This window comes from Limnoglobus roseus (assembly GCF_008254045.1).
In the GTDB taxonomy this organism is placed as follows: domain Bacteria; phylum Planctomycetota; class Planctomycetia; order Gemmatales; family Gemmataceae; genus Limnoglobus; species Limnoglobus roseus.
The window spans coordinates 5,467,546-5,485,585 of the sequence record NZ_CP042425.1 but is presented as its reverse complement, the minus strand read 5'-3'; the positions used below and the strand labels follow the sequence as shown (position 1 = coordinate 5,485,585).

Annotated in this window: 18 protein-coding genes and 1 pseudogene; 11 read left to right on the top strand and 8 right to left on the bottom strand. The window is 67.8% G+C overall.

The features are described from left to right. Window positions 1-186: 186 nt before the first annotated feature. From PX52LOC_RS23160 to PX52LOC_RS23135, 6 genes are read left to right on the top strand one after another with little or no spacing between them, the layout of a single operon-like run. Window positions 187-1,755 carry an alpha,alpha-trehalose-phosphate synthase (UDP-forming) gene (locus PX52LOC_RS23160; protein WP_149112320.1) on the top strand — a complete coding sequence of 523 codons (1,569 nt, stop codon included), beginning with the start codon at window positions 187-189 and terminating at the stop codon, window positions 1,753-1,755. Continuing rightward, window positions 1,752-2,150, top strand: coding sequence for a response regulator (locus PX52LOC_RS23155; RefSeq protein WP_168219159.1), 399 nt, complete (start codon window positions 1,752-1,754; stop codon window positions 2,148-2,150). Before PX52LOC_RS23160 ends, PX52LOC_RS23155 begins: the two co-directional genes overlap by 4 nt. 28 nt (window positions 2,151-2,178) lie before the next feature. Further along, window positions 2,179-3,207, top strand: a complete 1,029-nt coding sequence (locus PX52LOC_RS23150) for an alpha/beta hydrolase (protein ID WP_149112318.1) — start codon at window positions 2,179-2,181, stop codon at window positions 3,205-3,207. A gap of 20 nt (window positions 3,208-3,227) precedes the next feature. Continuing rightward, window positions 3,228-4,502, top strand: a complete 1,275-nt coding sequence (locus PX52LOC_RS23145; protein WP_149112317.1) for a cation:proton antiporter — start codon at window positions 3,228-3,230, stop codon at window positions 4,500-4,502. Further along, the gene (locus PX52LOC_RS23140) at window positions 4,499-5,779 is read left to right on the top strand and encodes a DUF2254 domain-containing protein (protein WP_149112316.1); all 1,281 of its coding nucleotides are present in this window, start codon (window positions 4,499-4,501) and stop codon (window positions 5,777-5,779) included. The genes PX52LOC_RS23145 and PX52LOC_RS23140 overlap by 4 nt, the downstream gene beginning before the upstream one ends. Further along, entirely contained in the window at window positions 5,779-6,321 is a 543-nt protein-coding gene (locus PX52LOC_RS23135) for a mechanosensitive ion channel family protein (RefSeq protein ID WP_218575140.1), read from the top strand. The genes PX52LOC_RS23140 and PX52LOC_RS23135 overlap by 1 nt, the downstream gene beginning before the upstream one ends. 10 nt (window positions 6,322-6,331) lie before the next feature. Here the strand turns inward: PX52LOC_RS23135 and PX52LOC_RS40885 are convergent, their stop codons facing one another. Together PX52LOC_RS40885 and katG are read right to left on the bottom strand one after the other, a co-directional pair. Beyond that, entirely contained in the window at window positions 6,332-6,568 is a 237-nt protein-coding gene (locus PX52LOC_RS40885) for a hypothetical protein (protein ID WP_168218712.1), read from the bottom strand. A 222-nt stretch (window positions 6,569-6,790) separates the two neighbouring features. After that, window positions 6,791-9,106: a catalase/peroxidase HPI gene (katG, locus tag PX52LOC_RS23130; RefSeq protein ID WP_149112315.1), complete on the bottom strand. Its 2,316-nt coding sequence runs from the start codon at window positions 9,104-9,106 to the stop codon at window positions 6,791-6,793. A gap of 123 nt (window positions 9,107-9,229) precedes the next feature. Between katG and PX52LOC_RS43425 the strand changes: the two genes are divergently transcribed. The 5 genes from PX52LOC_RS43425 to PX52LOC_RS23105 all read left to right on the top strand — a co-directional run bounded on the left by PX52LOC_RS43425 (window position 9,230) and on the right by PX52LOC_RS23105 (window position 11,799). Then, entirely contained in the window at window positions 9,230-9,448 is a 219-nt protein-coding gene (locus PX52LOC_RS43425) for a LysR family transcriptional regulator (protein ID WP_149112314.1), read from the top strand. Next, window positions 9,439-9,702, top strand: a complete 264-nt coding sequence (locus PX52LOC_RS41700; RefSeq protein ID WP_149112313.1) for a hypothetical protein — start codon at window positions 9,439-9,441, stop codon at window positions 9,700-9,702. Before PX52LOC_RS43425 ends, PX52LOC_RS41700 begins: the two co-directional genes overlap by 10 nt. 9 nt (window positions 9,703-9,711) lie before the next feature. After that, complete coding sequence (locus PX52LOC_RS23115) at window positions 9,712-9,930, top strand: LysR substrate-binding domain-containing protein (protein WP_149112312.1); 219 nt, start codon at window positions 9,712-9,714, stop codon at window positions 9,928-9,930. A 96-nt stretch (window positions 9,931-10,026) separates the two neighbouring features. Further along, window positions 10,027-10,308 (top strand): hypothetical protein, encoded by a 282-nt coding sequence (locus PX52LOC_RS23110; RefSeq protein WP_149112311.1) that lies wholly within the window; start codon window positions 10,027-10,029, stop codon window positions 10,306-10,308. Between the two features lie 1,236 nt (window positions 10,309-11,544). Next, on the top strand, window positions 11,545-11,799 hold the full coding sequence (locus PX52LOC_RS23105; RefSeq protein ID WP_149112310.1) for a hypothetical protein: 255 nt from the start codon (window positions 11,545-11,547) through the stop codon (window positions 11,797-11,799). 108 nt (window positions 11,800-11,907) lie between these two features. On the opposite strand, the gene PX52LOC_RS23100 is transcribed toward PX52LOC_RS23105, so the two are convergent. The 6 genes and pseudogenes from PX52LOC_RS23100 to PX52LOC_RS23080 form a co-directional block, all read right to left on the bottom strand. Further along, window positions 11,908-13,419 (bottom strand): ATP-binding response regulator, encoded by a 1,512-nt coding sequence (locus PX52LOC_RS23100; protein ID WP_168219158.1) that lies wholly within the window; start codon window positions 13,417-13,419, stop codon window positions 11,908-11,910. Between the two features lie 221 nt (window positions 13,420-13,640). Next, window positions 13,641-14,048: pseudogene (locus tag PX52LOC_RS23095) on the bottom strand (transposase); the annotation flags it as partial. A gap of 11 nt (window positions 14,049-14,059) precedes the next feature. Beyond that, on the bottom strand, window positions 14,060-14,443 hold the full coding sequence (locus PX52LOC_RS42035) for a transposase (RefSeq protein WP_218575139.1): 384 nt from the start codon (window positions 14,441-14,443) through the stop codon (window positions 14,060-14,062). Window positions 14,444-14,473: 30 nt separating this feature from the next. Beyond that, entirely contained in the window at window positions 14,474-14,869 is a 396-nt protein-coding gene (locus PX52LOC_RS23090; protein ID WP_149112307.1) for a hypothetical protein, read from the bottom strand. Window positions 14,870-14,987: 118 nt separating this feature from the next. Further along, entirely contained in the window at window positions 14,988-16,526 is a 1,539-nt protein-coding gene (locus PX52LOC_RS23085) for an ATP-binding response regulator (RefSeq protein ID WP_149112306.1), read from the bottom strand. After that, the gene (locus tag PX52LOC_RS23080) at window positions 16,519-18,036 is read right to left on the bottom strand and encodes an ATPase domain-containing protein (protein WP_149112305.1); all 1,518 of its coding nucleotides are present in this window, start codon (window positions 18,034-18,036) and stop codon (window positions 16,519-16,521) included. The genes PX52LOC_RS23085 and PX52LOC_RS23080 overlap by 8 nt, the downstream gene beginning before the upstream one ends. Window positions 18,037-18,040 lie beyond the last annotated feature (4 nt).

The window sequence follows — 18,040 nt, the reverse complement described above, 5'->3', positions numbered from 1 at the left end:
CGACTGACCGCGACGAAGATTTTTCCCGCCGCGGGTTCATCGTAACACCAACACAGGCGGCCGGTTCACGCCGATCGAGGATTCACCGAAGGCGGCCCGTCGGTCGGTCTGGTACACCCGTTGCCTTGAGTGTGGCAACTGCCGTGCCCAGACATCCCGCTCGACATCCCCTGACCCGGAGGCCCCGTGGGCTGGTCCAAACAACGCCTGGTCGAAGTGGCCCGCACCCGCCTCGGCGGGGCGAAACTCATCGTGGTGGCCAACCGCGAGCCGTACATCCACCGCCGCGCGAACGGCGGCGTCGAACTGATGCGTCCCGCCGGCGGCCTCACGACCGCCCTCGACCCGGTCATGCAGGCGTGCGGCGGCGTGTGGGTCGGACACGGGTCGGGCGACGCCGACCGCGAGACGGCCGACGCCCGCGGCCGCCTGGCCGTGCCGCCCGACGACCCGACGTACACCCTCCGCCGCGTCTGGCTGACGCCGGAGCAGGAAGAGGGGTATTACTACGGGTTCGCCAACAGCACGCTCTGGCCGCTGTGCCATCAGGTGTACCGGCGGCCGACATTCGACCCCGCACACTGGGCCGTTTACAGGGAAGTAAACGAGCTCTTCGCCGCGGCCGTCCTCGAGGAAGCGCGAGGCGGCCCGGCGGTTATTTTCGTGCAGGACTACCACTTCGCCCTGCTGCCCGGCCTGCTGAAGGCGGCCCGGCCGGACTTGGTGGTGGCCCAGTTCTGGCACGTCCCGTGGCCGAACCCGGAGACGTTCCGCGTCTGCCCGTGGGCGGGTGAACTGCTCGACGGCATGCTCGGCAACGACCTGCTCGGGTTCCACATCCAGTACCACTGCAACAACTTCCTGGAGACGGTGGACCGCACCGTCGAGTCTCGCATCTGTCGCGAGCGGTTCAGCGTCGGCCGAGGCGACCGGCAGACGCGGGTGCTGCCGTTCCCCATCAGCGTCGATCCCGACCTCGCCGCCGAGTACACCGTCGGCTGGCAGGATCGGGTCGGCGAGTTGCGGGCGGCCCACGGCCTCGGCGACCGACCGCTCGTCGTTGGCGTGGACCGAGTGGACTACACGAAGGGCATCCCGGAGCGGGTGCGGGCCGTCGGCCGGCTGCTGGAACGACACCCCGAGTGGGTCGGGAAGTTCCACCTCGTGCAACTCGGCGCGCCGAGCCGGACGAACCTGCCGGCGTACCGCGACCTGAACGCGGAGGTGCAGACCCTCGCCGACGCCGTCAACCGCACGCACGGCACGGCCGACTGGCAACCCGTCGTGTTCGTGAACCGACACTGCGGGCCGGAAGACATCTACGCCTTGTACCGCGACGCGGCCGGGTGCGTGGTGAGTTCGCTGCACGACGGCATGAACTTGGTGGCGAAGGAGTTCGTGACCGCCCGCGACGACGGGCAGGGCACCCTGGTGCTGTCGCAGTTCACCGGGGCCGCCCGCGAACTGACCGACGCCGTGCTGGTCAACCCGTTCGACGTGGACGGGCTGGCGGCCGGCCTGCACGCGGCCCTGGCGATGCCGGCCGACGAGCAGCGGCGGCGGATGCGGCGGATGCGGGCCCAGGTGAGCGACAACAACATCTATCGGTGGGCCGGCATGCTGCTGAGCGAGGCGAGCAAGCTCGTACCAGACGCCGACCCGCCGGAGGTCGTGCCGACCGCCGCCCCCGCGACGCTGCCGTTCATCCGCGCGGCGGCCGCCACCACCCTCACCACCGCCGGAGGCTTGTTGTGAGTGAACCGTTCGCACCCGGCGGGGCCGCGTCCGGGGTTCTCGTCGTCGATCCGGCCCCGGCCGCGCGGTCGCAACTGAAGCATTCGTTGGAGGCGTGCGGGTGGCGGGTGTGGACCGCCGCCGACGCGCCGTCGGCCCTGCACCTGTACGCCGCCCGGCGGGCCGAGATCGGGGCCGTGGTCGTGGACTTGCACCTGCCCGGCCTCCAGGGGGCGCGGGTGCTGGCCGAGTTGGGGAGCATGTGCCCCGCGCTCGTGCGGGTGGCCACGTCGGGCGACCTGCCGGGCCGCGCCACCGCCGCCTTCCGCCGGCTGTCGGCCCTGCCGCTGTTCGAGAAGCCGGTCCGCGTCGAAGACGTGGACCACCTGCTCCGCCGGTCGCTGTCGCCAGAGTGAGTCCCTTTCGCCCCTGAGGGAGAACGCCATGCGAACGAACACCTTTTCGGCCGCCGTGCTGGTGTTGCTGACCGTCGGGGCGAACGCCTCGGCCGCCGACGCCCGCCGGGTGGCCATCCGCACGGCCGACGGGGTCGAACTCGTCGGCCGCTACCAACCCGGTCCGCTCGGCAACAAGTCGCCGGGCGTGCTCATCCTCGACGGAATCGGCGACGGCCGGCGGCCGAAGACGTGCGACGCCGTTGCGGCCGCGTTGCACAAGCAGGGGTGCGCGACGCTCTGCTTCGACTTCCGCGGGCACGGGGCGAGTACCGTCGTGACCGAGGACTTCTGGGACGACCCGACGAACCGCCGCCTCGTCCGCGGGTACACCGGCAAGACGGTGCCGGAGGAGGTCGACTGGCAGGACTTCCGGCCCGGCTACCGGCGGGCGCTCGTGAACGACGTGGCCGCCGCGCGGGCGTTCCTCGACCGCCGCAACGACACCGGCGAGTGCAACTCCGGCCAGTTGTTCGTGGTCGGCTTCGGCGAGGGGGCGAGCGTCGGGGCGTTGTGGGCGGCGACCGAGTGGAGCCGCCACCGGGTGACCGGCGGGCTGGTGACCCGACTGGCCCCGACGCCGGAGGGGCGGGACGTCCGCGGGTGCGTGTGGGTCGAGCCGGCGACGGCCCTCGACCGCCGGCCGGTCCCGCTGCTCGACTGCCTGAAGCGGGCCACCGCCAAGGGCGGCACGTACGTCGGCCTGATCCGGGCTGACCAGGACGAGGCCCAGGAGAAACTGGCCGACCAGTTGCAGGCCCTCAACCGGAAGGAAACCACCTTCCGCGGCGTGGCGTTGCCGACGAAGAACCTGCTCGACGACGCGGCCCTGCCGGCACGGGTGGCGGCCATGATCGACAAGATGCGGGACGTGAACGACCCGCCGCCGTGGGACGACCGGGACTTCTCGGACAAGCGGTACGCGTGGGCACTGCCCGGCGGCGGCACGATATTGGCTAAGGAGGAGGACGCCCAGAACCTGCGGCCCATCCCGCTCGACCGGCTCGTCGGCCGGTAGCGGCCCCCCCGGAGTACGGAATGCGGACGTTCGACCTCGTGGCCGCCTTGCTGGTGCTGTCCGCAGGCTTCAGCTACCTCAACCACCGCCTGCTGAAACTGCCCACGTCCATCGGCCTCATGGCCCTCACGCTCCTGGCCGCCGCCGGCGTGGTCGTGGCCGGCCAGTTCGTGCCGGCCCTGCCGGCTGCCGCCAAGGCGTTCGTCGCACAAATCAACTTCAACGAGGCCGTCCTGCACGGCATCCTCGGGTTCATGCTGTTCGCCGGGGCGTTGCACGTCGACCTGCGAGCCCTGTCCCGGTGGACGGTGCCGGTGCTGGTGCTGGCCACCGCCGGCGTCGTCATCTCCACGGCCGTCGTCGGCGGGCTGACGTGGCTCGTCCTGCACGCCCTGGGCATTGACGCCCGGTTTGCCTACTGCCTGCTGTTCGGCGCGCTCATCTCGCCGACCGACCCGATCGCCGTCCTCGGCCTGCTCAAGGACTTGCACGCCCCGGAAGCCCTGGAAGTGAAGATCGCCGGCGAGTCGCTGTTCAACGACGGCGTCGGCGTGGTCGTCTTCCTGGCCGTCCTCGGCGTCGCCACCGGCGGGGAGGACGCTTCTCTCGTCACGGTCGCCGGCCACTTCCTGCGGGAGGCGGGCGGCGGGGCGGTGTTCGGGCTGGCCGTCGGGTACGTCGCGTACCGGCTGTTTAAGTCGGTGGACAACTACCAAGTCGAGGTGCTGCTGTCCCTGGCTGTGGTGGCCGGCTGCTACGCGGCCGCCGAGCACCTGCACCTCTCGGCCCCGATCGCCGTCGTGCTGGCCGGGCTGTTCGTCGGCAACCCCGGCCGGGCGTACGCCATGTCGCCGACGACCGTGAACCGGCTCGACCAGTTCTGGGAGTTGGTGGACGAGGTGCTCAACGCCGTCCTGTTCGTGCTCATCGGCCTGGAAGTGCTTGTGCTGACGTTCACCGGCACGCTGCTCGCCGCCGGCCTCGCTGCCGTCGGGGTCGTCTTGCTGGCTCGGCTGGCGTCGGTCGCCCTGCCCGTCGGTCTGCTGCGGCGGCGGTACCCGTTCGAGCCGTACACGGTCCCGATCCTGACGTGGGGCGGCCTCCGCGGCGGCATCTCGGTGGCCATGGCCCTGTCGGTGCCGGTCGACACTGGCGGCACGCCGGTGCCGGAGCGGGACGCGGTGATCGCCATGACTTACGTGGTGGTGACCTTCTCGGTCCTCGCCCAGGGGCTGACCGTCGGGCCGCTCGTCCGCCGGTGGCTGCCGCAGACCGAACGGAAGGAGCACACATGAGCAACCGACTGCGGTCGTGGTGGGCGTCGCTGCGGGGCAGCTTCTGGTTCCTGCCGGCGTGGATGACGCTGGCCGCCGCCGGCCTGGCAATGGGGGCCGTGGCCCTCGACCGGACGGTCGCTGACCCCGACCGCCACCTGTTCGGGTGGACGTACCACGGCGGGCCGGACGGGGCGAGGGGCGTCCTGGGGGCCATCGCGTCGTCGATGATCTCGGTCGCCGGCACCGTGTTCTCGATCACCATGGTGGCCCTCACCCTGGCGTCCCAGCAGTTCGGCCCGCGGCTGATCCGCAACTTCACCCGCGACCGCAGCAACCAGTTCGTCCTCGGTACGTTCGTGGCCACGTTCGTCTACTGCCTGCTCGTCCTGCGGACGGTCAATGGCACGGAGGGGGCCGCGTTCGTGCCCGAACTCGGCGTCACCGGCGGCGTCGCCCTCGCCCTGCTCAGCCTCGGCGTGCTCATCTACTACATCCACCACGCGGCCGTATCGATTCAGGTGTCGCGGGTGATCGAGCGGGTCGGCAAAAACCTGGCGTCGGCCATGGACCACCTGTACCCCGACGAGGTCGGCCAGCCCGTGCCGGCGGCCGCGACGCCCGGCGGCGACCCGCCTGCGACGGCCCGCCCGGTCCGGGCCGCGGTCGGCGGGTACGTCACGTCCGTGGACGCGGACACGGTGCAGCGCGTGGCCGAGGAGCACGATCTGACGGTGTTCCTGCCGCTGTCGCCGGGCCGGCACGTGGCCTGCGGTGGCGTCGTCGCCTGGATCGACGCGGCCGCCGGCCGGGCGGTCGACGCGGCGGCGACCGCGGTCGGCACGGCGGTCGCGGTCGGCCCGCGGCGGACGACCGATCAGGATTTCGAGTACGAACTGTTGCAACTGACCGAGATCGCGGTTCGCGACATCAACGACCCGTTCACGGCCGTCGAGTGCGTGGACCGCCTCGCGCTGGTCTTCGCCGACCTGGCCGCGCGGCGGCTGCCGTCGCCGTGGCGGTCCGGGGCGGACGGCCGGCCGCGGGTGTACGCCCGCCGGCCGACGTTCCCGGAACTGCTAGCCGCCGCCTTCGACCCGATCCGCCACCACGGCCGGGGTAGTCCGCTCGTCCTGGCGAGTCTGGCGGACGCCTTCGCGACCGTCGCGGCGGCGGCAACGCGGCCGGCCGACCGAGAAGCCGTCGGCCGACACGCCGAACAAGTCCGCCGGGCCGCCGACGAGTTGCCCGAGCCGGACGACCGCACCGCGATCCGCAATTGCACCGGAGCCGACTGATGGGCGAGTTCCTTCGCACCGAAGGGCCGCAGCGGGCGGTGTATTTGTTCGACGTCCGCCTCGTCGGGGTGAACGCGGACAACGGTAAGAAGGTGCTGTTCACCGTCGCGTTCGTCGTCCTCCTGTTGCTCCTGGCGTGGGCGTTGCGGCGGGTTGCGGCCGCCCTCTTGAAGGGCAACGAGAACGCCCGCACGGCGTTCTGGACACGGCAGGGCATCAACCTGTTCGGCGGTGCGTTCCTCCTCTTCGGCATCGCGTCCATCTGGTTCGACGACCCGACCACACTCACCACCGCCCTCGGCCTCGTGTCGGCCGGGCTGGCGTTCGCGCTCCAGAAGGTGGTGACGGCCATCGCCGGGTACTTCGTCATCCTGCGGCGGAAGACGTTCAACGTCGGCAACCGCATCGCCATGGGCGGCGTCCGCGGGGACGTATTGCCCTCGGGTTCATGCAGACGACCATCATGGAAATGGGCCAGCCGCCGGCCGTCCAGGGGGCCAACCCGGCTCCGCGGGTGCCGCGGCATTGGCCGCGGTCGGTGAGGGTCTCGATCTACACCTCTTCGTCCCTCCAGACGTGGCTGGCACTCTTCCCGCCATTCGCAAGCGACGGTGGCTTTTTGCCGGCGGTCGCCTGCATGTAGGCGGGCAGCGACACGGACGACCAGATCAGGCCGAACACCCACAACCCGATGCCGTCCGTCAAGCCGTAGAACTCGTCGCGGGCGTTCGGTGGCGGGTACCGGGGAGTGGTCCGTTTCCTCCGGCGGGTTGCCGATGTGATCGGCATCTGGTCAGACCCACGCGGCCACCTCCAGCGGGGCGGGAGGGGACGACGTAGCAGTGCGGCGGCCGAGCCAACTCGGTCGTGACCGGAGTAGGCAAGATGTCGGGCGACCCATTCCCCTACCGATAGCGAGGGGAATGGTCGGCTGGCGCGGCGTCGCAACGGACGCCGCGCCTCGCTTACAAGTGCAAGAACGTCAACGTAGGCTCTCGTCACGGCCGGCGGTCACTTGTTGGCCACCGCCTTCGCGCCGGTTCGGGCGGCCGGTCCGAGGTCGAACCGGTCCAGGTTCATCACCTTGTTCCACGCCGCCACGAAGTCCGTCACGAACTTGCCCTTCGCGTCCTCGCTGGCGTACACCTCGGCGACGGCACGCAGCTGCGAGTTCGACCCGAAGATCAGGTCCACGCGGCTGGCCGTCCACGCCTCGCCCTTCTTGCCCTTCCCCTCGAAGAAGTGGTCGCACACGGCCGACTTCTTCCACTCGGTGTTGACGTCGAGCAGGTTCACGAAGAAGTCGTTGGTCAGGAATTCCGGCCGCTTCGTGAACACGCCCATCTCCGGGAACGCGGTGTTCGTCTTCAGCACCCGCAGGCCGCCGACGAGCACGGTCATTTCCGGGGCGGTCAGCGTGAGGCGGTGGGCGCGGTCGAGCAACTGCTCCTCGGCCGGGCGGTCGTTCTTCTTAGCGAAGAAGTTGCGGAACCCGTCGCCCGTCGGCTCCAGGTAGCCGACCGACGCCACGTCGGTCATCTCCTGGGTGGCGTCGGTGCGACCCGGCGAGAACGGCACCGGGACGTCGTGCCCGCCGGCCTTCGCGGCCTTCTCAACGCCCGCACACCCGCCCAACACGATCACGTCCGCCAGCGACACCTTCTTGCCGTCCTTCGCGGTCGCGTTGAAGTCCTGCTGCACCTTTTCCAGGACGGCCAGCACCTTCGCCAGTTCCGGCGGGTTGTTCACCGGCCAGTCCTTCATCGGGGCCAACCGGATGCGGGCGCCGTTCGCCCCGCCCCGCTTGTCGGTGCCGCGGAACGTCGAGGCCGACGCCCACGCGGTGCCCACCAGTTGCGACACGCTCAGCCCGCTGTCGAGCAGTTTCGCCTTCAGGGCGGCCACGTCCGCGTCGTCGATCGTCTTGTAGTCGGCGGCCGGGACCGGGTCTTGCCACAGTTGCGGCTTGGCCACTTCCGGCCCGAGCAGCCGGCTGACCGGACCCATGTCGCGGTGCGTCAGCTTGTACCACGCCTTGGCGAACGCCTCCTCGAACTCCTTCGGGTGCTCGTGGAACCGCTTGGCGACCTTGGCGTACGCCGGGTCGGTCTTCAGGGCGACGTCGGTGGTGAACATGATCGGCTGGTGCTTCACCCCCTTCAGGTGGGCGTCCGGCACCAGGTCTTTCCCGCCGCCGTCCTTCGGCACCCACTGCTTCGCCCCGGCCGGGCTTTTCGTCTCCACCCAGTCGAACTTGAACAAGTGGTCGAAGTAGTCATGCGACCACTGCGCCGGGGTGCGGGTCCAGGCGCCTTCCAGCCCGCTCGAAATGGTGTCCGCGCCCTTGCCCGATTTGAACTTGCTCAGCCAGCCCAGGCCCATCGCGTCGATCGGCGCCCCTTCCGGCTCCGGGCCGACGTTCGTCGCCGGGCCGGCCCCGTGGGCCTTGCCGAACGTGTGCCCGCCGGCGATCAGGGCGACCGTCTCCTCGTCGTTCATGGCCATGCGGCCGAACGCCTCGCGGATGTGCTTGGCCGCCGCCGCCGGGTCGCCGTTACCGTTCGGCCCTTCCGGGTTGACGTAGATCAGCCCCATCTGGGTCGCCCCGAGCGGCTTCTGCAACTCCCCGTCGGCGAACCGCTTGTCGCCCAGCCACTTCGTCTCCGGCCCCCAGAAGATATCCTCCTGCGGCTCCCACACGTCCTCCCGCCCGCCGGCGAACCCGAACGTCTTGAACCCCATCGTTTCGAGGGCCACGTTCCCGGTCAGGACCAACAGGTCCGCCCACGAGATCCGCTTCCCGTACTTCTGCTTGATGGGCCAGAGCAGGCGGCGAGACTTGTCGATGTTGATGTTGTCCGGCCAACTGTTCAGCGGGGCGAACCGCTGGGTGCCGTACCCCGCCCCGCCGCGGCCGTCCTGCACTCGGTAGGTGCCGGCGCTGTGCCACGCCATGCGGATCATCTGCGGGCCGTAGTTCCCGTAGTCGGCCGGCCACCAGTCCTGGGAGGTGGTGAGCAGTTCCTTGATGTCCTTCTTCACGGCCGCCAGGTCGAGCTTCTTGAACTCGTCGGCGTAGTTGAAGTCCTGGCCCATCGGGTCGGACTTGGCCGAGTTTTGCGCCAGGATTTTCAGGTTCAACTGGTTCGGCCACCAGTCGCGGTTGGAGTACCCGCCGGCGGCGGTGGTCCGCTCGGCCGCGGGCCGCGGGGTCACGTCGATGACCGGGCACTTGGCGGCGTCGGGTTGGGGCGCGGCGGGCGGGTCGGCGGCGACGGCCGCGCCCGCGGTGACAGCACCGGCGGCGAGGAGCAACTTGCGGAACATGGGATTCGACCTCCACGGGAGGGGTAGGTTCGGGCGAACGGATCGCCCGAACTACCGCCAGCGTACGCACCCGACTACAATTGGGCCAAGACATAATTCCTATCCGTCCGATAGGCAGAACGAATGGAACTGCACCAGCTCCGGTACTTCGCCAAGGTGGCCGAGTTGGGCCACTTCACACGCGCCGCGGAGGCGTGCGGGGTGTCGCAGCCGTCGCTCAGTCAGGCCATCGTCAAGCTAGAAGAGGAAGCGGGCAAGCCGCTGTTCGAGCGGCTGGGGCGGGGCGTGCGGCTGACCGAGGCCGGGGAAAAGCTCCGCGGCTGGGGCGGGGCGTGCGGCTGACCGAGGCCGGGGAAAAGCTCCGCGACCGGGCCTTCCACATCGTGAAGTTGGCGGACGAGACCCGGTCCATGCTCACCACCGGCCCGGATGCCGGCCGCGTGGTGGCGGCCGCGATCCCCACCGTCGCCCCGTACCTGCTGCCGAAGGTGCTGGCCGCGTTGGCCGAGGCGTGCCCCGAGTCGGAGGGGGAGGTCATCGAGGAGACGACCGAGCGGGCGAAGCTGACGTGCTCGTCGCCGCCCTGCCCCCTTTGACACGACGACTTGCACTTCGAGCCTCTGCTCACGGAAGAGTTGCTGGCCGTCGTGCCGGCGGCCCACGCTCGGGCGTCGAAGCCGCGGGTCAGGGTGAACGCGCTGTCCGCCGAGTGGTTTATCCTGCTGAACGAGGCCCACTGCCTAACCGACACCGCCCTCGCGCTGTGCGCCCGCCGCAACGCCTCCCCGGTGGTGACGGCCCGCACCATCTCACGACGGTGCTGAAATTGGTGCGGTTGGGGCAAGGGGTCAGCCTGATCCCGGCGATGCCGCCGCCGCCGACCCGAGCGGGCAACGGGCGTTGCCTCCGGCGGGGCGTGAGTGCTGATCTTCGACCAACTGGACGCCGCCAGCCGGGTGTCGGGTCGGTGCCCGTGCCTCTGGGCATTCTTGGACGAACTCCTCCGCGAGACCGACGACTACTTGATGAACATGATGGCCGTCGTCGCTTGCCGCGATTTCGACCCGGACCACGTCCCTCGACTTTGCCGACTGTCGACCGGGGCTATCTTGGAACGGGTTTGGGTCTGCGAACCCGTTGCTCGGCCAGCTTGGTTAACGGACGCGAACGACGCCGTGCGGTATCCGGGAGCGGTGCTTTGAGCGAGTTCACGTCGTGAGCCCCGGCTCCAGGCCGAGGAAGTTCGTTGCGACGGCAGGTTCAGCACGGCCCCCCTTCGAAGTCGGCCAAGGCTTGGAAGAGTACGCGGAGCCTGACCGCGTCCGCGACGGGCACGGTCGCGATGGGACCCGACCGACAACGGTCTTCGAGGGGCGCCGGCGTTCGTGCCGCCGCAACGACCATCACCGGCACGAACGCCGCCCGCGCGGTTCGCGGTGCGGCGAGCCAACTCGGTCGCGAACCGCAGCCAGTGACCGCACTTTTGAAAAGCTGGGCATGCTAAACTTCGAACGTCCCCACCTGCAGCCTGGAAACTGGAAACCACTAGCGGAGCTGAGCTGCGAGTCCTCTTCACCAGATCGGTCGGTCCTATACTCGCAGCGAGCTGTTCAAGATCCCGGGATCAACCCGCCGCCGGTCGGGGGGAACTGGTTCACCGGCTACAACCAGCATACTGGCGAATGGCACGTCTTCGCGAACATCGGCGTGCCGGGACGGACAGCCCGTTCGCCGAGATGACGACCGCTGGCGTCGGCAGCCCCTGCCGCGGCAGGCTGTCGGAGCGGACGACGCCACTGTTCTCAGCGACGATCGGGTTTACTCCCCGTGCCCCACACCTCGTTGTTGAACCCCTCGGACCTCTGAAGGAGTGCCGAAAGACGGAGCGAATTTACGACGCCGAGCATGTTCCGCAGTCCGATGCTCGTCAGCCAGGGTCTCGGCCGCTGAGAACGCCAACTCCAGCCGGGTTCCGGGGTGCCGCTCGGCCCGCATCGCTAAGTCCAGTTCCGGGAGCAACTCCCGCAGGAGCAACCGGAGACAGCCTGCCCGGCGGCCATGCGGACGTCCGTAGTACGAAGAGGTGCCCAGCCGGGATCGTGGGCCACGACCGTACCGAAGCATGGGCCACATCGCGCCGCCCGCAGTGATCCATGACAGGGCCAGGTACTACCGGCGGTAACCTTTAAGGCGTAACCCAATCCGCACGGTACTCTCCGCCAACGCCCTCGTCCGGTTCAGCCCTCGGGCCATGCCGGGTCACGGGCGAGCGGTGAGATCCACCCGATACGACTGCCGGTGACAAGATCGGATGATTATCAAACGGCCTTCTCGAAGATCGGGAGTTGTCACGTACTCCGGGATCCCCAAGGCCGGCTACTTCGACTGCCTGCCCACCCCCAGTGGAGCTTCGGCGCGGGCACAGGAGCGTCCGCGCCATGGTCGCCGACCCGTCGGCGGCGGTCATGGCCTGCGTCGAGGCCCTGTACACGGTCCTCAACCCGAGCCGGGACGAGGCCGTCCGGCTGTTCGTGGCGACGTGCACCGGGTTCTCCGTCCTCGGCGGGACGCGGCCGTTCGAATGGTTCGTGCGGTACCCGCCCGGTCGTCCTGTGACGTGGGCTCGATTGGGGGTGAGGAAGGGTGCCGCGAATCGCTCCCTTCACATCGCGAATTCTTTCTCCAGCCGCTGAGTCCACATCGGTCACGTCCTCAGCGCCCCCCCCGGCAGGAGTTGTCCGCCCGGCTTGTTCACGAGTTGAAATCGGCGAGCGAGTCCTTTTATGCGGCCCTGCGAAGTCCTACGCGTACTCTGCCACCATCCGGGCCAACTGCTCCGGGTCGATCGGCTTCAATAGCACGGCATCGAAACCTGCACTTTGTATCCGGTCACCGGTCGATCCCGAGCCGTGCCCCGTGAGCGCGATGACGAGGGCGTCGGCGAGTTGCCGAACGGCCCGTAACGCGAGGCACACGTCTATTCCGTCCATCCCCGGCAGTCCGATGTCGCACACGACAACGTCCGGGAGGAAACGTTCGGCCACACTCATACCCTCGGGACCCGAGTGCGCGACGGCGACCTCGTGGCCGAACAGTTCGAGGTACATCCGCAGACTCTCGGCCGAGTCGCGGTTGTCTTCGATGAGGAGGATGCGGCGGGCGGTCGAAGCCGTCGGCGCGGCCTGCGCGTCCCGCGGTCCGACCGCATCGAGGTGGCCGATGAGCGGCAGGTCGAGGACGAATTCGGCTCCTTTCCCGACCCCGTCGCTCAACGCCCGGACGGTGCCGCCGTGGTGCTCGACAATCCCTTTAACGAGCGCCAGGCCGAGGCCCAGCCCGCCGCGGCTTCGGTTCACGCTCCGCTCGGCCTGCATGAAGCTCTCGAAGACCTTCGGCAGAAAGGTCGGCTCGATGCCGATGCCGGTGTCCCTCACCCTCACGACGGCGATGCGTCGACCCTCGTCTACTACGAGTTGCACCCGCACCTCTCCGCCGTGATCGGTGAACTTCTGAGCGTTGGTGAGCAGGTTGCCGATCGCCTGCGCTAAGCGTGTCCCGTCGCCACTGGTCCAGGTTGGGGCTTCCGGAAGGTCAACCGCAAGTCGAATACCCGCACCCTTCAACGCCTCCCGCCGGTCCTCGGCACACTCGCGCACGAGGGCGGTGAGGTCGAGGCGGTCGCGTTGGAGCGAGAGCTTGCCGCGGGCCAGCCGGGGCACGTCCATCATGTCATCGACCAAGCGCGTCATGACGTTGAACTGGCGCTCCATGAGCAGGCGTGTCTTCTCAAGTTGAGCCGGACTCGCGGCGGCCACCTTGAGTAACTGGAGCCCGTTGCCGAGCGGGGCGAGCGGGTTTCTCAGCTCGTGCCCCAGCAACCCCAGGATCGTCAACAACTCCTCGGGCCGGGCGTCCGCCGCCGGGGTCGGCGTCACCAGCTCGACCGCCTTGACGAGTGAACTAGAGTACGCGGAGACGCTCGCACTGATGGCATCGTCGATGGCGACGCTGAGCACCATCGATTCCCGCGACGCGAGCGGGCGGTTGAGGTCTTGTTCGAGGTACTCGACGAGGACGACGCGCAGGATTTGGTAGTCGCGCACCACTTCCCCGAGTGACCACCCGGTTTCCCATCGCTGGTCGCCGTGTACCTCGGCCGCCCGCTCCACCTGGGTCGACGGCTGGCCGTCGTCGGCGAGGGTTCGCCCGAGTTCCCACAGGAACACGGGCATGTGGTCGATGAGTACGTCGTGGTGCACGCGCGCGGCGGTCGGCTGGTCGGCCTTCGCCCGCTCAGCCCAGTGGGCGACCAAAATCGCCGCGTCGCGTTGAATAGTGTTACCGATTGACGGCTGCGGCTCTCCGCGAAGTACTGCAACTTTTGACTTCATGAATCACACAGGATGTGGCCAGCGCATTCCCGGACGAGTACACGCGTTAACCCGACTTCGCCCAAATGGGCGCATTGGCATCGTGGTCGATTCTGCTCCGGAGTACGAACAGTTTACACGAAACGACCGGGCAGACCTACAGGCTATTTCACAAGCCGCCCGAGCGCGATCAACGCGCAGGCCAAATGAACGAAGCCGTCATACAGGTTGATCTTCTTCTTGAAACGGGTGACGACCCGGCGATAGCTGTGTAGCCAAGCGAACGTCCGCTCTACGATCCACCGCCTCTTGTACCGTCGTAGACGACGGCCGTCGCTCGTCCGCGGCCGCTTCCGCCCGCGCCGGTGCGGGGCAATGAGGATGAACCCACGGGAGGCGAAGTACGCCCGCAGCGGGTCCGAATCGTACGCCCGGTCGGCGACCAGGGGCAGGCCCCACCGCGGCCGCACGCCGACCGGGATGCCTGCCACAGCGGCCGGCCCGACGACCGTCTCGGCCACGTTCGCCGCGTCGGTGGCCACGCCGATCGGGACGCCGGTGCGGTCGACGACGACGGCGACCTTTACGCCGACGCCGCACCGGGTGCGACCGACGCACGCCCCCCTTGGCGATCCTCGGCGAAAGGGGCGTCCAGGAACAACTCCCGCAAGTCGAGCCGGCCGGCGGCGGCCAGTTCCCCGACCACGACTCGGTGCACGTCCGCCCACACACCGGCCGCCGTCCAGTCCCGGTGCCGCCGCCAGCAGGTAACGCCGGACGGGAAGTAGGCCGGCAGGTGATTCCACCGGCAAGCGTTGCGGAGCTGGTACACGATGCCGGCGAAGCACGCCTTGTCGTCCACCCACGGGCGACCGCCCTTCGGGTTCGGCCGGCGGGTCGGAAGCAACGGCCGAACTCGTTCCCACATGGCGTCCAAGAGTTGCTGTTCGCGACACTGGCTCGGCATAGCCGGGATCCTCCCGCGTGACTTCAAAAACTAGCCCTTCTCCACCCCGCCATCAGATGAGGGTGGCGTGTCCGCCGGACCGGCGGGCTCGAACTTCTGCTTCAACCTCTCGTACATCCGGCGGTTCGTCCGCTCGAACTCCGCGTCGTCTCGCGGGCGTCGACTCGACGGCTCATCGGGGGCATCCACCTCGACGACCCGGATGGTCACCTCGTCGCCCAGTTGCAGTTTCCGCATCGGCCAGTTGAGCCAATCACCGTTGGGATCGGATCCATTAAAAGAGAAGAAGTGGTCGCCGGCACCCTCAGACGGTACGTCATCGGGCGCAGGCTGGCAGCCGCGAAAGTGACCGTGTAAACGAGCGGGAAACGGCAGACCGGCCGTATAGAGCCGTTGACCATTGACCCAGACCTCGAAGCAACGCATAATTTCGTCTTCCGGGGTGGTTTCGCAAGAGCGTTCATCTTACGACCAGGCGATCTTGGCCGGCCACAGGTTGAGAAATAGCTTGTAGTGGATGTGAGGTGGAGCTGAAAAGTGCGCCCTACCCGGCCTGAGACGAGCGGACCACGGAAGTGATTAGTCGCCCGATGGCGGTCAAGTCGATCGGCTTGACCAAGTGGTGATCGAATCCCACGGCGCGACCTTGGACGCGGTCCTCGTCGCGTCCGTACCCGGTGACCGCGATGATCGTGACGCCCTCCCCCCCGGGCATTGTGCGAATCTTCTCTGCCACTTCGAACCCGTTGAGACGCGGGAGGCCGATGTCGAGGAGTACCGCCTCCGGGCGAAACTCACTGAAAACTTCCAGGGCTTGAACGCCGTCGTACGCCGTTTTCGCTTCGCATCCGGTCATAGACAAAAAATCAGCAAGGGAGTCGGCTCCGTCGTGATTGTCATCGACGACGAGGACGCGCAACCGCCCGCCGGACGCGACCTCGCGTTCGGGCATGGACTGGTTCGGCTTCGCTTGGGTTAGGGGAATTCGCAGTTCGGCCGTCGTCCCTGCTCCGCGTCCCCCACTAGTGACCGTGATCGAGCCGCCGTGCAGTTCCACGATGCCTTTGACAATCGTGAGTCCAACTCCGAGGCCGCCGACCGTTCGATCGAGCGACCGATCGGCCTGGACGAATAGCTCGAAGACGTGGGGAAGATCCTCGGGCGCAATACCGGCACCGCTGTCTGCGACCGCCAACACCGCTTTGCCATGCTCTTCGACAGCCCGGACGCGGACCTTGCCCCCGGGCGGCGTGAACTTCAGAGCGTTGTCGAGGACGTTCACGATCGCCTGCTCGAGACGGACCGCGTCGCCGAGGACGGGCAGTAGTGAGGACTGCACGTCGAGATCGAGCGCCACGTGTTTCTCGGAGAACCGCGACTTCATCGATTCAGCGGCAAGACGCGTGATGTTCGCGGCGTCAACGTGTTCCCGCCGCATTTCGACCTTTCCGAGCGTTACGCGCGACACGTCGAGCAGGTCGTCGATCAAGTGGGCCAGATGCTTAATTGAACGCTCGGCGACCCCCACGGCGGTGAGCGTATCCCGGTCCCCGGCGTGTCGGAGCTTGAGGACGTGAAGCGTCGTGCGCACCGGGGCCAGCGGGTTCCGCAGCTCGTGTGCGAGCATGGCAAGAAATTCGTCCTTCCGGCGGGCCGCCGAATCTCGCTCGGCCAGCAGTTTTCTCAGTTCGTACTGCCGCCGTCTCGCGCGAAGCGCCGACTCGACCGCGGTCGTGAGGGCGCTCAGATTCATCGGCCGGGCGAGTACCGACACGTTGCCGAGCGGGGCAAAGTCTTTGTGTCGCGCGCCGGTAGTGCCGTCCCGTACCACGAGGATGATCGGGATGTCTGACCACGCTGGCTGCTTTCTGAGGGTCGCTGCAATCCGCGAGGCCGATTCCTCGTCGAGGTTTTCCTCGGCGATGATCGCCGCCCCGACACCCCGGCCGAGTTCGTCGTTGAACGTCGCCACCGACGACACGGTCCGGCAGGCCACTCCGGCCTCGCCCAGAATCTGGCAGGTCAGAACCCCGTCCCGTCCCGGTGCGAAGACGAGTACGCTGTCGTCGAACGAATCACCCATTCCGAGCCCCCTTCGCCGCCGCCCTGGAGAGTCCCGACGACTGCCCCGTAAAGTCCGGCTGTCCCGTTAGCACCCCGCGGAATTCGGTCAGCACGCGGCCGATCTGTACCCCCTTGTTCGTAATGGTCATTTCGCGGATGTGGACCTCGTGGGGGCCGCAGCGGCGTTTCATGACCGACGCCGCGCGTCGTACCGCGCCTTCGGCCTCGAAGTACCGCAGTAAGAGTGCGGCGTCCGCCAGATACGAAACGTCGACCGGAGCCACGACGGAATCGCCCATGAATCCGTGCTGGTTCATCGTCAGTACCGTCACGACGTTCTGATAGCTGAGGTACGTGAGCAGCTCGTGGAGGTGCATCGAGAGGTGTCGCTCGTCGGGCATCCCGTTCAGGTAGCCGTTCAGGCTGTCAATCACCACGAGGCGGACGTCATTCTTCTCGACCTCGCGGCGAACCGTGTGGGCGAATTCGCCTGGGGTAAATTCGGCGGGGTCGACCTGGCGCACCTTGAGGCGTCCACCCTCAATGAGCTCCTTGACGCCCATGCCGAGCCCCTCGCCCCGGGAGACGTACGCGCGCTCGGTTTCGTCGAACAGGAACACGGCGACTGATTCCCCCCGCTTAACCGTCGAGACGGAAAGCTGACTCGAGATGGTGCTCTTGCCCACCCCAGCGGGGCCCATGATGAGGATGCTCGCGCCGCGGTCGATCCCGCCGCCGAGCATGGCGTCGAATTCCGGTAACCCGGTCGACACCTCTTCGTCCTTCGGGGCCTCGGCGTGATCGGCGGCGATCAGACGCGGGTAGACGTGCATGCCGCCGGTCAGGATGCTGACGTCGTGAAACCCTTCGCGAAAGGCCACCCCACGCAACTTGTGCACCCGCAACCTGCGCCGCTGGCGACCGAAATCCGGTGAGGCTTGATAAAGTGCGAGGACTCCTTGAACCACACCCTCCGCCGACGGGTCGCGGTACGAGTCTTCGGAAGTCCGCTCCTGGATGAGAAGAACGGTACACTTCCGGCGGACGAAGTACTCGCGAAGTTCGAGCACCTGTCGTCGGTAACGAAGCGGGTCTCTGGCCAAAAGCTTGATGTCGGAAAACGGGTCGAACACGATCCGGTCGGGCCGGACAGCCTCGGCCACTTCCATGACGGCCTTCGTCACGTCGTTGAGTTCGATGTCCGCGGGCGAGAAGAAGGAGTACTGGCCGTCGGGGACCCCGTTGCCGGTATGTGTGAGGTTTCTCAATTCGATCCCGGACAGGTCCCACTTGTGAGATAGGGCAGTGCCCCGCAGTTGAGCCTCGGTTTCGGACAGGCTGATCCAGAGGGTCTTTTCGCCGCGCCGCTTCCCTTCGAGGAGAAACTGGAGACCGAGAGTCGTTTTTCCAGCACCCGCGTCACCCTCAACCAGGTAAAGGTGGCCCTTAGGAAGTCCCCCTTGAAGAATGTCGTCGAGTCCAGGGACGCCAGTTGGGACGAGTTCGGCGGAGTCAATTTGATTATTCATACTT